We start from the raw sequence: 14,139 nt of genomic DNA, 5'->3' as shown, positions 1-14,139 counted from the left end.
GTCGCAGTCTGCCCCACCGCACCCACGCGCCGGTCGTCAGTCGTCGAGGGCCGGCTCGCCGACGGCTGCCGCGGACTCGCTGCGCTCGACGTCCAGCTCGGCGTTGAGGACACCCCCGGCGAGGACCGCGATGCTCGTGAGCCACAACCACAGGACCCCCGCGAGGACCAGTCCCAGCATCTGCCCGGCCACCTGGACGACGGCGGTCGCCCCCTCGTCGACCCCGGGCGTGCTCGGGACCGCGAGACGTACGTAGATCCCGAACCCCCACGCCACGAGCACGACCCCGAGCGTCCCCACCCCCGCCCCCGGCAGGCAGCGCCGCCAGGTGTTGTCGACGTTCGGGGCATAGCGGTAGAGCAGGGTCAGGAAGGCCACGGACATGGAGACCGCCACGGGCCATCGCAGCACGTCCCACGCGACGCGGAAGGCGTCCCCGAGCCCGAGCCTGTCGGCCAGCGCGGCGCCGTCGCCCAGCAGCGGCCCGACGACGATCATCGCGACGACCGCCACGAACGTCGCCACGGCGCCCAGCGCGAAGGACATGCCGAGGACGTACTGCGCGACGACGCCGCGGCGCTGCTCCACGCGATAGGCGTCGTCCAGTGCCCGCACCGCGGCACGGAAGACGCGGCTCGCGAGCCACAGCGCCACGACGAAGGCACCGAGCGCGAAGCCGGTACGACGCTCGGCGAGCAGTCCGTCGACGAGCGGGGCAAGCACGTCGCTCGCGACCTGGCCGGAGAACACCGTGGTGAGGCCGTCGACGATCGTGGTGCGGATCTCGTCGACGCGCGCGTCGCCGAGCAGCGGGCGCAGGTAGCCGAGGCTCGCGCCGAGCGCCGTGGTCAGGGGGACGAGAGAGATGAGCCCGTAGTACGACATCTCGGCGGCGAGGCCCGGCACGCGGACGTCCGACGAGCGGTAGCCCGCGCGCACCGCCACCTCGAGCACGGGGACACCACGGACACGGACGGGGGTGCGGGCGGCGCGGCGGACGAGCCGGTCGCGCAGGTCCGGTCCGTTCGCGGCACGCTCGACCCGCCACGCGTGGAGCGGCCGCGCGACGTGCTCGGTCGTCCACGCCCCCGCCGCCAGGGCTCCGCCGCCGAGCAGGACCGTGGCGAGGGCCGCCCACGCGGTCCGGCCCGCGCCCTCGAGGCCGGGCACGACCCAGGTGACCGTCACGAGCGCCGCGGTCGCCGCGAGCAGGGCGAGGATGGTCGACGTCGCGGTGCTCGTCGCCGTCCGCACGGCGGGGACGCGGCGAGCGACGACCGCGAGCGCGAGCGCGAGCGTCATCACGACGACGAGCACGTGACTCGACCCCCGAGGTGACGGACGTGATGGACGCGGCGGGAACGGACCGCAGGACTCGGACCGCGCAGGAGTGTCAGGGTGCGGGCGATGGTGAGTCCCGGTGGGTCAGCTCCGCCTGGATCTCGCGGATCGTCGTCGCGAGCACCCCGGAGGCGAGGAGTCCTGCGCCCAGCGGTCCCGACGGGTCCTCCCCCAGCAGCGGCAGGCGAGACAGCGCCGTCCGGACGGCCGGCGCCATGTGTCCGAGCTGCCAGCGGACCTCGTCGTCGCGTGCGTCCTCGCGGTCGGGCGCGGCCAGGGCTGCGGCCTTCGCCGCGTACGCGGCCGCCCCCAGCGCGTGGGCGCCCATGTGTGCGACGCCTGAGGCCTGCCCTGCGGCCCGAGCGGCGGCCACAGCGGCGGGGCCCCGGACGGACCCGGCGGCGCGGCCCGCGACGAAGCGGCGGCGGATCTCCCCGGCCGTCTCGAGCTCACCGAGCGCGAACGCGCGGGCGCGGTCGATGCCGTCGCGCGCGCGATCGTCGTCAGGCGCCTCGGCCTCGAACAGCGGCAGGACCCGCTCCGCGCAGTCCGCGGCCCACGACGCGACGAGCCGACGATCGGCGTCGCCGAGCGACTGCGGGGATCCCATGCGTCAACTCTCGCACAGCACGGCAGCGATCCTGCTGGGCGGGCAGCTCGCCACGCCCACACCGCCGCCACCCACGATGATCTGCATGCCGCCATGGGTGAGCACGACTCACGGTCAGCTCGTCACCGGGACGGCGTGGCGTCGCCGGCGAGCGAGTGCGATGCGGCGGTCTGGATCTCGGCGGCGCGATGCTGGTACTCGGCGATGACGGCCAGCTCTTCCGTCGTGTAGTCGGCGTTGAGCTCGCTGAGCCCCGACATGAGGCCGTCGAACAGCGTGCCGATGCGTTCAAGGCCGGAGGCGGTGCCGATCACCGAGACCTTGCGGCCGTCGCCCGGGTGGGGCCGGCGTTCCACGAAGCCCTTGTCCTCCAGCCGGTCGAGCGTGTCGCTGAGGGAGTTCTTGCGCATCGCGGCGTGCTCGGCCAGCTCGCTGACCGTGGCGTGCCGGTGGCGGTGGACGAGCTCGAGCACCTTCTCCTCGGACGGGCCGAGGCCGACCCTGCGGGCCAGGTTGGTGTGGAACAGGATCACCGCGGTGCTCAGCTCGCGCCCCGAGTCCGCCAGTGCGGCCAGCAGCTCGTCACGGCTGGCTGGCTTCTCAGAACTGCTTCGGTTCACGGATGACATGCTACCGTCGTCTTGTTCGTTCGGCCGAACGATCTTTCGGATGGGGCGCCGCGTGCGCAGCCGGAGGCGCGGTCGGTCGTCGCAGAGCACGGGTCGGCTCCGGCACCTGCGGCGAGACGAACGACTGACGTCCACCGAACGAGCTACCCGGAGAGGGAACGATGAAGACTCTGATCATCGGCGGCGGCATCGCGGGCTCCACGCTCGCTCACGCGCTGCGACGCTACGGACACGACGCAACGGTCGCAGAGGCGCGCGGGAGCCACCGCGACACCGGCGGCGCGTTCCTCTACCTCGCCCCGAACGGCATCAACGCTCTCCGCGCGATCGGCCTCGGAGACGTCCCTTCCGCGACCGGCGGGTTCGAGGCGGCCGGGATGGACTTCTACAACGCCCGAGGCCGCCGGATCGCCGAGCTCGACGGCAGTGACGACCTCGAACGCTACGGCGCGCACGGCATGGTGCTACGGCGAGCACGGTTGCACGGCGAGCTCGCCGAGCGCGCACAGGCCGAGGGAGCGGAGTTCTTGTTCGACGCCCGAGTGGTGGAGCTGCGGACCCAGCCCGACGGTATCGAGGCGACCTTTGCGGACGGACGTGCCCTGACCGCGGACGTGGTGATCGGGGCGGACGGCATCTGGTCGACCGTTCGGCGCCTGACCTGGCCCGATGCACCCGAACCTTCCTACGGCGGAATCGTGGACTGCGGCAGCTGGACAGAGGCCGACCTGCCCGACACGACCGGACAGCAGATGTACTTCGGGCATCGCGCGTTCTTCGGCTACACCGTCAAGGACAGGGTCGCCTACTGGTTCACCAACCTGCCCCGCCGCGACGAACCCGACCGGCACGAGCTCGCCGACCTCGACCAGGACGCCTGGATGGCCGGCATCCGCCGCCTCCACGAGAACGACCCCGCCCCGATCCGCGCGATCCTCGACGCCGCCGAGCACTCGCTGGGCGCATGGCCGCTGTACGACATGCCGTCGCTCGAGACCTGGCACACCGCGCGCACCTGCCTCATCGGCGATGCCGCGCACGCCGTCAGCCCGTCCACCGGGCAGGGCGCGAGCCTCGCCATCGAGGACGCAGCGGTGCTCGCGCACTGGATGCAGCAGGAGTCCGAACCGCGAGCAGTGTTCGAGGGGTTCACCGCCGACCGGAAGGCCCGAGCGGAGAAGATCGTCCGCTTCGGACGTCAGATCGGAGCACGCAAGGTCTCCTCAGCGGCTGGCAGCCTGTTCCGCGACCTCACCCTGGGGATGTTCCTGCGGATGGGCGGCAAGGCCACCGCCGAGCAGTACGGATACCAGTACGCCTACCGCGTCCCGGAACAGCAGCCTCCTTCATCGACCGTCGACCCGGGCGCGCCGGATGTCTGAGGCGACCGCCTCACCCGGCCCGGCTGCGTCTCGAGGAGGCGTTCCCGGTGCGAGCAGATCCGCCCGGTCACGGGGCCGGTCGACGACATTGCACATCAGAGTGCGCAGAACCCCTGGTGGTGGGCCCGGAGGGACTCGAACCCCCGACATCCACGGTGTAAGCGTGGCGCTCTGACCAGCTGAGCTACAGGCCCCCGAAACAGCGGTGCACAGCCTACCGGTTCCGTCGCGCGGCCCGGACCGGCATGAGGTCAGAGCTGCGCCAGCGCACGCCGGTAGGAGTCCAGGTCACGAGCGCGACCCGGTGGGTTGACCACCGACCACCGGACGACCCCGTCGGCGTCGACGAGGAACGAACCACGGACGGCGAGCCCACGTCGCTCGTCGAGGACCCCGTACGAGCGGGCGACCTCCCCGTGCGGCCAGAAGTCGGAGAGGAGGTCGAACCCGAACCCCTGCTGCTCGTCCCACGCCTTCTGGGCGAACACGGAGTCGCAGGAGATGCCGAGCAACGTCGCTCCGGCGGTGTCGAACGCCTCCAGGTTGTCGCGCAGGCCGGCCAGCTCGTGGGTGCACGTGCCGGAGAACGCGAACGGGTAGAACACCAGCAGCACCGGGCGTCCGCGATGACCGCCCAGGTGCACCGGCGTGCCATGGGTGTCCGGGAGCGTGAAGTCCGGGGCGAGGTCGCCCGGCCGGGGGTGCCGGTCCTCAGCGACCGCGGCCACGCGTCCCGAGCCGGGTCGCCGACCAGTCCTCGGCGATGGCGAACGTGCTCGTCGCGTGGAGCCCGGCGGTCGTCGCGGCCTCCTGGATGACGTCGTGGCCCACGTGCCCCTCACGGCTCGGCTTGCGCGTCAGCACCCAGATCGTGCCGCCGTCGTCGAGCACGGTCTGGACGTCGACCAGCATGTCGGTCAGGTCGCCGTCGTCCTCGCGCCACCAGACGATCACGCCGTCCGTGACGTCGTCGTAGTCCTCGTCGACCAGCTCGCCGCCGACCCGCTCCTCGATCGCGACCCGCAGGTCGTCGTCGACGTCGTCGGACCAGCCGAACTCCTGGACCACGTTCCCGGGCGCGAACCCCAGGCGGTCGACCTCGCGGGATCCTGCCGTGTCCGTCACAGTCGTGCCGTTCCTTTCCCTCGTGAGCGTCGTCAGCACGTCGTCGGCGCGGCCACCCGAGGGCGTCGTCACCTGCCGTGTCCCGCAAAGGTAGCCCACCGCACGCGGCGATGCCCGACAGCAGGTGGGGCGTGGACGTGTCCCGACGCCCCCTGTCGCGGAAATCACGTCACCTTGACCTGGCTTTGGTGTGACTTCGGGCCCGGATGAGAACACAATGGGGAGAACCACCTGGTCTCGCGAAGAGGCGCGGACGCCAACAGCGGCCACGACCGCGTGCCGGAGTGGCTCCGAGACGGGCGATGGTCGTGCACCCCACGACCGGCGCCCGGCATCCGACGAGATATGAGGTTGCTGGTGGCTTCGTACGACGAGACCGGACCGCTGATCAACGGCTTGCTCAGCCAGGTACCGGACATCGACCCCGCCGAGACCGGTGAGTGGGTCGAGTCCCTCGACGGCCTGATCGACGACCGTGGGGGCCCGCGCGCCCGATACGTCCTGCTGAACCTGCTCAAGAGGGCACGCGAGCGCAACGTCGCCGTCCCCGCGTCCTTGACGAGCCCGTACGTGAACACGATCGGTGTCCACGACGAGCCCTACTTCCCCGGCGACGAGGCGCTGGAGCGCCGCTACCGGTCCTGGATCCGCTGGAACGCCGCCGTCATGGTGACGCGCGCACAGCGCCCCGGCATCGGGGTCGGAGGGCACATCTCGTCCTACGCGTCGGTCGCGACGCTGTACGAGGTGGGGCTCAACCACTTCTTCCGCGGCAAGGACCACCCCGGTGGCGGCGACCAGATCTACTTCCAGGGCCACGCCTCTCCCGGTGTGTACGCCCGTGCGTTCCTCGAGGGTCGGCTCTCGGCCGACCAGCTCGACGGGTTCCGTCAGGAGAAGTCGCACGCGGGCGGCGGCCTGCCGTCCTACCCGCACCCGCGGCTCATGCCGGACTTCTGGGAGTACCCGACCGTCTCCATGGGCCTCGGCCCGTCGAGCGCGATCTACCAGGCATGGACGGACCGGTACCTGCACAACCGCGGGATCAAGGACACGAGCCAGCAGGACGTGTGGGCGTTCCTCGGCGACGGCGAGATGGACGAGCCCGAGTCGCGCGGCATGCTGCAGCTCGCGGCACAGCAGGGGCTCGACAACCTGACGTTCGTCGTGAACTGCAACCTGCAGCGTCTCGACGGTCCGGTGCGCGGCAACGGCAAGATCATCCAGGAGCTCGAGGCGCAGTTCCGCGGAGCGGGCTGGAACGTCATCAAGGTCATCTGGGGCCGCGAGTGGGACGTCCTGCTCAACGCGGACAAGGACCGCGCCCTGGTCAACCTCATGAACGCCACGCCGGACGGCGACTACCAGACGTACCGGGCCGAGGACGGCGCGTTCATCCGCGAGCACTTCTTCGGACGCGACCCGCGTACCAAGGCGCTCGTGCAGAACATGACCGACGACGACATCTGGAACCTCAAGCGCGGCGGCCACGACTACCGCAAGCTCTACGCGGCCTACGCCGCGGCGCGTGCGCACACCGGTCAGCCGACCGTGATCCTCGCGCACACGGTCAAGGGCTACGGGCTCGGGTCGACCTTCGCCGGCCGCAACTCGACGCACCAGATGAAGAAGGTCAACCTCGCCGACCTCAAGACGCTGCGCGACTCGCTGCGGATCCCCATCACCGACGAGGAGCTCGAGGCCAGCCCCTACGAGCCGCCGTACTACCACCCGGGTGCCGACGCGCCGGAGATCCAGTACCTGCTGGACCGGCGCAAGGGTCTGGGCGGGTTCGTCCCGGAGCGCCGCTCGAACCCGAAGCCGGTCCAGCTGCCGGGCGACAAGACGTACGAGATCCTCAAGAAGGGCTCCGGCCAGCAGGAGATCGCCTCGACGATGGCGTTCGTGCGGCTGCTCAAGGACCTGATCAAGGACAAGGAGTTCGGCAAGCGCATCGTGCCGATCATCCCGGACGAGGCCCGCACGTTCGGCCTCGACTCGATCTTCCCCTCGGCGAAGATCTTCAACACCCAGGGCCAGCACTACCTCGCCGTGGACCGCGAGCTCATGCTGAGCTACAAGGAGTCCGAGGCCGGGCAGATCATGCACACCGGCATCAACGAGGCCGGTTCGGCGTCGGCGTTCCAGGCGGTCGGCACGTCCTACGCCACGCAGGGCGAGATCATGGTGCCCGTCTACATCTTCTACTCGATGTTCGGGTTCCAGCGCACGGGCGACCAGTTCTGGGCGGCCGGCGACCAGCTCACGCGCGGGTTCATCATCGGTGCCACCGCGGGCCGCACCACGCTCACGGGCGAAGGCCTGCAGCACGCCGACGGGCACTCCCCGATCCTCGCCGCCACGAACACCGCGATGGTCCAGTACGACCCGGTCTACGGGTACGAGATCCGCCACATCGTGCGCGACGGCATCGAGCGCATGTACGGCGACGGGTCCGACGGCCGGGACCAGAACGTCATGTACTACATCACCGTCTACAACGAGCCGATGGTCCACCCGGCCGAGCCGGAAGACGTCGACGTGGAGGGGATCCTGCGCGGCATCCACCGCGTCTCCGTCGGCGAGGGCGACGGCCCCCGGGCACAGCTCCTCGCCTCCGGCGTGGGCGTGCCGTGGGCGCTCGAGGCGCAGCAGCTCCTCGCCGAGGACTGGGGCGTCGCGTCCGACGTGTGGAGCGTGACGAGCTGGAACGAGCTCCGCCGCGACGGCCTCGCGGCCGAGCGGGACGCGTTCCTGGACCCGGGCGCTGAGCCCCGGGTGCCGTACGTGACCCAGAAGCTCTCCGGTGCCGAGGGTCCGTTCGTCGCGACGAGCGACTACGACCACCTCGTGCCGGACCAGATCCGCCAGTGGGTCCCCGGTGACTACACGGTGCTCGGTGCCGATGGTTTCGGGTTCTCCGACACCCGGGCAGCAGCCCGCCGTCACTTCAAGATCGACGGGCCCTCCGTCGTCGTGCGGACCCTGCAGGCTCTGGCCAAGCAGGGCAAGGTCCCGGCCGACGCGTCGGCCAAGGCGATCGAGAAGTACCGCCTGATGGACGTGACGGCCGGCACGTCCGGCAACGCGGGCGGCGAGTCCTGATCACGGTCGCAGCCTGACCGCGCGACGACGACGGCCGCTCACCCGCGAGGGTGGGCGGCCGTCGTCGTGCGCGGCTCCGAGGCCGTGCTCGTCAGGCGTCGGCGCGCCGAGCCTCCGCCGCAGCCACCGCGTCCTCGAGCTCGGACCGCATGGCGGAGACGGCCCTGCTGTCGGGATAGTCCGCGAGCGCGTCCAGGTGCATCCGCGCCTCCAGCAGGCGATCGGCCTCGACCGCCGCGAGCACGACCTGCCGGCCCGCCTCGGGCACGTGCTCGCGCGCACGCCAGTGCCCGACGCCGAGCCCGAGCGCCTCGCCCGGCTGCCCTGCCTCGCGCAGCACCTGGATGGACTGCGCGAGCGCCTTGCCCGTGGGCTCGCGCTCGGCCGCGGTAGCGAAGCGACGCACCGCTCCCTCCGGGTCGTCCTCGAGCGAGAGCCGCCCGAGCTCGATGAGGGGGAACCAGCCCTTCGGGTGGCCGGCGAGCTCCTCGGCGAGCGCCCACACCGCGAGATCGGCGGCACGCTGCTTCTCCACGTCGTCCACCGGCGCGGCCAGCGGGTCGTCCGCAGGAGCCCCCTCTGCGGCGCGGCGTCGGACGAGCTCGGCGAGCGCGCGGAAGGCGCGCTCGTCGTTCGGGTCGTCCACGAGCACCGCACGCAGGGCGTCCTCGTGCACCGTGTCGCCGCGACGCTCCCCCGTCCGGGGGCGACGGGTCCCCACGGTCGACGCCGACGTCTTGCGTCGGATGAGCTTGCGCAGTCGAGGCAGGATGGCCATGAACCGACCCTATCGGCTCTCCACGACCCACACCTTCGTGAGCGCCCGTGTCACCGCGAGCGTTCCCGCTCTTTGTCGGGTCCCGACAAGTCGCGACGGTATGCTCGCCCCGTGACCGCGACCACTCCCCCTCCCGCACGCCCCGCCCGGTCAGCAGGACAGCCCGGGAACGCGGACAACCTCCAGCGGCTGCGGGACGGCAGCGGGCTCCTGATGGCAGCCGCCCAGCGGCGGCTCGACGAGGAGGTCCCCTGGTACCGGGACCTGCCCGCGGAGGACCGGTCGTACGTCGGGCTCGTCGCCCAGTCCGGCATCACGGCGTTCGTGTCGTGGTACGCCGACCCGCAGGCGCCGCCTCACGGCGTCAGCGAGATCTTCGCGGCCGCGCCGCCCGAGCTGACCCGCTCGATCTCGTTGCAGAACACCCTGCTGCTCGTGCGCATCGTCGTCGAGGTCGTCGAGGCGCACTCCGACCGCCTCGCCGCCCCGGGCGGCGAGCGCGACCTGCGCGAGGCCGTGCTGCGGTACTCCCGCGAGGTCGCCTTCTCCGCCGCGGAGGTCTACGCGCGCGCCGCCGAGGTCCGCGGAGCATGGGACGCCCGGCTCGAGGCGCTCGTGGTCGACGCCCTCGTGCGGGGCGAGGGCGACGACTCGTTGCGGTCCCGCCTGTCGGCGCTCGGGTGGGGTGGCCGCGGGTCGGCGCTCGTGCTGGCCGGGACGATGACCGCGCCGCTGGACGAGGTCCGCACCGCGGAGCTGCGCCGCGCGACCCGCCGTGTCGCCGGGGACGGCCTCGTCGGCATCCACGGGGACCGCCTCGTCCTGGTGCTCGGCGGCGAGGGGGACCTGCAGGCGGCGGCGGCCTCCCTCCTGCCGCGGTTCGGCCCCGGTCCCGTGGTGATCGGGCCGACCGTCGCCGGCCTCGACGAGGCGGGCCGCTCGGCGCAGGCCGCGCTCGCCGGGCTCCGGGCGGCGCCCGCGTGGCCGCAGGCTCCCCGGCCCGTGCTCGCGGACGACCTGCTCCCCGAGCGTGTCCTGACGGGCGACACGACCGCGCGGCGCACGCTCGTCGCGCAGGCGTACCGGCCGCTCGCCGAGGCCACCGGGTCGGTGCTGGAGACGCTGTCGGCCTATCTCGGCACCGGACGCTCGCTCGAGGCGGCGGCCCGCACCCTGTACGTGCACCCGAACACCGTCAGGTACCGGCTGCGCAAGGTCGCCGAGATCACGGGCTGGGACCCGCTCGACGCACGCGAGTCCTTCGTCCTGCAGATCGCCCTCGCACTGGGACAGCTCGCCGCGGCACACTGAACGCCACCAGACCGGCGCTCTTGTAGGTTGCGCACAAACGCCCTCCACAAGGTTGGTGCGGGTCGTGACGACGGGATCGGGTGCCGCGTTGGCACAGTTGACGGGTGCTCGCCGTCTTGTGCCCTGGACAGGGCTCCCAGTCCCCCGGAATGCTCGCCCCGTGGCTCGAGCTGCCCGGCGTCCCCGACCTGCTCGCCGTACTCGGTGCGGCCGCAGAGACCGACCTGCTCGCGCACGGCACGACCTCGGACGCCGACCTCATCCGCGACACCGCGGTCGCCCAGCCGCTCATCGTGGCGTCGTCCCTGGTCGCGCTCCGCACGATCCTCGACGGGCGCGACCCCGCAGAGGTCGTCGACGTCACCGCGGGCCACTCGGTCGGTGAGCTCGCCGCCGCCGCCGTCGCCGGCGTGCTGGACGACGCCGGCGCCGTCGGGCTGGTCTCGTACCGCGCACGGTTCATGGCTGAGGCGGCCGCCGCCGAGCCGACAGGGATGAGCGCGGTCGTCGGGGGCGACCCCGACGAGGTCCTCAGCGCGATCGAGGCGGCCGGGCTGTGGCCCGCGAACGTCAACGGCGGCGGCCAGGTCGTCGCCGCCGGCGCCCTCGAGAACCTCACGCAGCTCGCCGCGGACCCGCCGGCGAAGGCCCGGGTCGTTCCGCTGCAGGTGGCCGGTGCGTTCCACACGCCGTTCATGCAGCCCGCGCTCGAGAGGTTCGAGCCCGTCGCCGCCGGCTGGGACTGCGCCGACCCGCGCGTGACGCTCCTGTCGAACGCCGACGGCGAGCCCTACGCCCGCATCGACCTCGAGGGCAGCGAGCACGGCAAGGCACGCGACGTCGTGCGCCGCCTCACCGCGCAGATCGCGTCGCCCGTGCGCTGGGACCTGTGCCAGGAGACCCTGGCCGAGCTCGGCGTGACCGCGGTCCTCGAGCTCGCGCCGGGCGGTGTGCTGACCGGGCTCGCCCGCCGGTCCCTGCCCGGGATCGAGACGCTCGCCGTGAAGTCCCCGGCCGACGTCGACAAGGCCCGGGACCTGATCTCGCGGCACTCCGCCACGGATGGGGACACGCAGAGCTCCACGGAGACGTCGGCGTGAGCCCCGTCGCGCTGCGCCAGGCGGTGGGGCCGGCACACTCGCGCGTCCTCGCGATCGGCACCGCACGTGGCGAGCACGTCGTGACGAACGACGACGTCGCGGGCCCCATCGACTCCTCGGACGAGTGGATCCGCCAGCGCACCGGCATCATCACCCGGCGCCGGGCGGGCGCCGACGTCGACGTCGTCGACCTGTCCGAGACCGCTGCGCGCGACGCGCTCGCACGCGCCGGGCTGCAGGGCGGCGACATCGACACCGTGATCGTCTCGACCGTGACGTACTTCCACCAGACTCCCGCCGCTGCGGCCGTGCTCGCCGAGCGGATCGGCGCGACGCCCGCGGCCGCGTTCGACGTCTCGGCGGCGTGTGCCGGGTACGCCTACGCCATCGCGCAGGCCGACGCGCTGGTGCGGGCCGGCACCGCCCGGCACGTGCTCGTCGTGGGGGCCGAGAAGATGAGCGACTTCATCGACCCGACGGACCGCTCCATCTCGTTCCTGCTGGGCGACGGGGCCGGCGCCGCGATCGTCGGCCCTTCCGACACGCCGGGCATCGGGCCGACGGTCTGGGGCTCGGACGGGGCCAAGGCGCAGGCCATCCGCCAGACCCACGCGTGGTCCGCGCTCCGGGATGACCCGACGCTCGGGTGGCCGACCCTGCGCCAGGACGGCCAGAGCGTCTTCAAGTGGGCGAGCTTCCAGATGGCCCCGGTCGCCGCGAAGGCGATGGCCGAGGCGGGCGTGAGCCCGGGCGACGTGGCGGCGTTCGTCCCGCACCAGGCGAACATGCGGATCATCGACCAGATGGTCAAGCAGCTCCAGCTCCCCCCGACCGTCGCCATCGGTCGCGACATCGCCGACACCGGCAACACCTCCGCGGCATCCATCCCCCTCGCGACCCGGCGCCTGCTCGACGAGGGGCAGGTCTCCTCCGGAGATCTCGCCCTGCAGATCGGCTTCGGCGCCGGTCTCGTCTACGCGGCGCAGGTGATCGTCCTGCCGTAGGGAAGAATCGTCCCCGCAGTACCTGGACGTGCACCCGCACCGAACCGTCCGGACGTGTCGAGACCGCTCGACATCGCCCGGGCACCGCCACAGGGACCGGCATCCGGCCCCACGACAAGGAGAAGACATGGCCCACACCGAGCAGGAGGTCCTCGCAGGCCTCGCCGAGATCGTCGCCGAGGAGACCGGGCTGCCGACGGACGCCGTCGCGCTCGAGAAGTCCTTCACGGACGACCTCGACATCGACTCGCTCTCGATGATGACGATCGTCACGCACGCCGAGGACAAGTTCGGGGTCCGCATCCCCGACGAGGAGGTCAAGAACCTCACGACGGTCGGCGACGCGGTGACCTACATCACGAACGCGCAGGGCTGACCCAGGTCCTGCCGCAGGCAACGGGCGGGTCGGCGACACCAGCCGACCCGCCCGCACCCGCTGTTCCCCCACTCAAGGAGCCACCATGCCCGCCCCAGAAGTCGTCGTCACCGGCCTCGGCGCCACGACCCCGCTCGGCGGGGACGTGCCCTCGACCTGGACGGCCGCCCTCGCCGGCGAGTCCGGGGCGCGCACCCTCGACAACGACTGGTCCGAGCGGTACGAGATCCCCGTGACCTTCGCCGCCACGATCAAGGTCTCGCCCGCCGAGGTCCTGTCGCGGCCGGAGACCAAGCGCATGGACCCGTCGACGCAGTACGCGCTGGTCGCCGCTCGCGAGGCCTGGGCGGACGCCGGCAGCCCCGAGGTGGACGGCGACCGACTCGGCACCGTCGTGTCCTCGGGCATCGGCGGGATCTGGACGACGCTCGACGGCTGGGACCTGCTGCGTGAGCGCGGTGCCCGACGCATGCTGCCGATGACCGTTCCGATGCTCATGCCCAACTCCCCGACGGCCTACGTCTCGCTCGAGCTCGGGGCACGAGCCGGCGCGCACGCGCTCGTCTCGGCCTGCGCCTCCGGGGCGGAGGCCATCGGCTACGGCGTCGAGATGATCCGCTCCGGACGCGCGGACGTCGTCGTCGCGGGCGGGACCGAAGCCACCATCCACCCGATGCCGATCGCGGCCTTCGCGGCGTCGCGCACGCTCTCCTTGCGCAACGACGACCCGCAGGGCGCCTCGCGTCCGTACGACGTCGACCGCGACGGGTTCGTCCTGGGCGAGGGCGCGGGCGTCGTCGTCCTGGAGAGCGCGGAGCACGCCGCGGCCCGTGGCGCGCGCGTCTACGCGCGGCTCGCCGGCGTGGGGCTCTCGTCCGACGCCTACCACATCACCTCGCCCGACCCGGACGGCCGGGGCCAGGTCGCTGCGATGCGCCGGGCGCTCGAGGAGGCCGGGGCGACGGGCCGCGACGTCGTGCACGTCAACGCCCACGCCACCTCGACCAAGGTCGGCGACCTCACCGAGACCCGGTCGATCCGGACTCTGCTGGGCGCGGACGCGGACCACGTGCAGCTCTCCGCGACGAAGTCGATGACGGGCCACCTGCTCGGTGGAGCGGGCGCCCTGGAGACGATCTTCACCATCAAGGCGGTCGCCGAGCGCCTCGCGCCGCCGACCATCAACGTCACGAACCCGGACCCGGAGCTGCAGGTGCCCCTCGTGCGTGACACCCCGGCGCCCCTGCCCGCGGGCGACGTCGTGGCCGTGAACAACTCGTTCGGCTTCGGCGGGCACAACGTCGCGCTCGTCGTGGCGAGCGTCTGACCTCTCCCGGATCGAACCACGGCGGAGGGCCTGCCCGGTCCGGGCGGACCC

Annotated in this window: 13 protein-coding genes and 1 tRNA gene; 7 read left to right on the top strand and 7 right to left on the bottom strand. The window is 72.3% G+C overall.

Annotation, left to right across the window (positions count from 1 at the left end; translation table 11 throughout):
- Positions 1–36 precede the first annotated feature (36 nt).
- The 3 genes from IF651_RS00330 to IF651_RS00320 form a co-directional block, all read right to left on the bottom strand.
- Positions 37–1,317 carry a YhjD/YihY/BrkB family envelope integrity protein gene (locus IF651_RS00330; protein ID WP_191827105.1) on the bottom strand — a complete coding sequence of 427 codons (1,281 nt, stop codon included), beginning with the start codon at positions 1,315–1,317 and terminating at the stop codon, positions 37–39.
- 76 nt (positions 1,318–1,393) lie between these two features.
- Positions 1,394–1,951 (bottom strand): putative immunity protein, encoded by a 558-nt coding sequence (locus tag IF651_RS00325; RefSeq protein ID WP_191827104.1) that lies wholly within the window; start codon positions 1,949–1,951, stop codon positions 1,394–1,396.
- Positions 1,952–2,073: 122 nt separating this feature from the next.
- The gene (locus IF651_RS00320) at positions 2,074–2,571 is read right to left on the bottom strand and encodes a MarR family transcriptional regulator (protein ID WP_191827103.1); all 498 of its coding nucleotides are present in this window, start codon (positions 2,569–2,571) and stop codon (positions 2,074–2,076) included.
- 170 nt (positions 2,572–2,741) lie between these two features.
- Here IF651_RS00320 and IF651_RS00315 point away from each other — a divergent pair, with 170 nt between their 5' ends.
- On the top strand, positions 2,742–3,962 hold the full coding sequence (locus IF651_RS00315) for an FAD-dependent oxidoreductase (protein ID WP_191827102.1): 1,221 nt from the start codon (positions 2,742–2,744) through the stop codon (positions 3,960–3,962).
- A gap of 117 nt (positions 3,963–4,079) precedes the next feature.
- On the opposite strand, the gene IF651_RS00310 is transcribed toward IF651_RS00315, so the two are convergent.
- The 3 genes from IF651_RS00310 to IF651_RS00300 form a co-directional block, all read right to left on the bottom strand.
- Positions 4,080–4,156: transfer RNA gene (locus IF651_RS00310), tRNA-Val, on the bottom strand.
- 57 nt (positions 4,157–4,213) lie between these two features.
- Entirely contained in the window at positions 4,214–4,690 is a 477-nt protein-coding gene (locus tag IF651_RS00305) for a redoxin domain-containing protein (RefSeq protein WP_191827101.1), read from the bottom strand.
- On the bottom strand, positions 4,674–5,087 hold the full coding sequence (locus IF651_RS00300) for a DUF3052 family protein (protein ID WP_191827100.1): 414 nt from the start codon (positions 5,085–5,087) through the stop codon (positions 4,674–4,676). The genes IF651_RS00305 and IF651_RS00300 overlap by 17 nt, the downstream gene beginning before the upstream one ends.
- A 357-nt stretch (positions 5,088–5,444) precedes the next feature.
- Between IF651_RS00300 and aceE the strand changes: the two genes are divergently transcribed.
- Positions 5,445–8,192, top strand: a complete 2,748-nt coding sequence (gene aceE / locus IF651_RS00295) for a pyruvate dehydrogenase (acetyl-transferring), homodimeric type (protein WP_191827099.1) — start codon at positions 5,445–5,447, stop codon at positions 8,190–8,192.
- Between the two features lie 91 nt (positions 8,193–8,283).
- Here aceE and IF651_RS00290 read toward each other — a convergent pair whose 3' ends face one another.
- The gene (locus IF651_RS00290; protein ID WP_191827098.1) at positions 8,284–8,970 is read right to left on the bottom strand and encodes a hypothetical protein; all 687 of its coding nucleotides are present in this window, start codon (positions 8,968–8,970) and stop codon (positions 8,284–8,286) included.
- Between the two features lie 111 nt (positions 8,971–9,081).
- Between IF651_RS00290 and IF651_RS00285 the strand changes: the two genes are divergently transcribed.
- The 5 genes from IF651_RS00285 to IF651_RS00265 all read left to right on the top strand — a co-directional run bounded on the left by IF651_RS00285 (position 9,082) and on the right by IF651_RS00265 (position 14,088).
- Complete coding sequence (locus IF651_RS00285; protein ID WP_422110419.1) at positions 9,082–10,281, top strand: PucR family transcriptional regulator; 1,200 nt, start codon at positions 9,082–9,084, stop codon at positions 10,279–10,281.
- Between the two features lie 104 nt (positions 10,282–10,385).
- A complete protein-coding gene (locus tag IF651_RS00280; RefSeq protein WP_191827097.1) occupies positions 10,386–11,381 on the top strand; it encodes an acyltransferase domain-containing protein in 996 nt (331 codons plus the stop codon).
- On the top strand, positions 11,378–12,385 hold the full coding sequence (locus IF651_RS00275; protein WP_191827096.1) for a beta-ketoacyl-ACP synthase 3: 1,008 nt from the start codon (positions 11,378–11,380) through the stop codon (positions 12,383–12,385). Before IF651_RS00280 ends, IF651_RS00275 begins: the two co-directional genes overlap by 4 nt.
- Positions 12,386–12,512: 127 nt before the next feature.
- The gene (locus IF651_RS00270; protein ID WP_191827095.1) at positions 12,513–12,761 is read left to right on the top strand and encodes an acyl carrier protein; all 249 of its coding nucleotides are present in this window, start codon (positions 12,513–12,515) and stop codon (positions 12,759–12,761) included.
- Positions 12,762–12,846: 85 nt separating this feature from the next.
- Complete coding sequence (locus tag IF651_RS00265; RefSeq protein WP_191827094.1) at positions 12,847–14,088, top strand: beta-ketoacyl-[acyl-carrier-protein] synthase family protein; 1,242 nt, start codon at positions 12,847–12,849, stop codon at positions 14,086–14,088.
- Positions 14,089–14,139: the final 51 nt, after the last annotated feature.

Origin of the sequence: Cellulosimicrobium arenosum (assembly GCF_014837295.1) — a bacterium.
GTDB classification, from domain to species: domain Bacteria; phylum Actinomycetota; class Actinomycetes; order Actinomycetales; family Cellulomonadaceae; genus Cellulosimicrobium; species Cellulosimicrobium arenosum.
This window is presented reverse-complemented; position numbering and strand designations above follow the sequence as displayed.

Coding starts and splice junctions, on each gene's coding strand:
- IF651_RS00325 (WP_191827104.1), bottom strand. CDS start 1,951: ATGGGATCCCCGCAGTCGCTCGGCGACGCCGATCGTCGGCTCGTCGCG.
- IF651_RS00270 (WP_191827095.1), top strand. CDS start 12,513: ATGGCCCACACCGAGCAGGAGGTCCTCGCAGGCCTCGCCGAGATCGTC.
- IF651_RS00315 (WP_191827102.1), top strand. CDS start 2,742: ATGAAGACTCTGATCATCGGCGGCGGCATCGCGGGCTCCACGCTCGCT.
- IF651_RS00265 (WP_191827094.1), top strand. CDS start 12,847: ATGCCCGCCCCAGAAGTCGTCGTCACCGGCCTCGGCGCCACGACCCCG.
- IF651_RS00290 (WP_191827098.1), bottom strand. CDS start 8,970: ATGGCCATCCTGCCTCGACTGCGCAAGCTCATCCGACGCAAGACGTCG.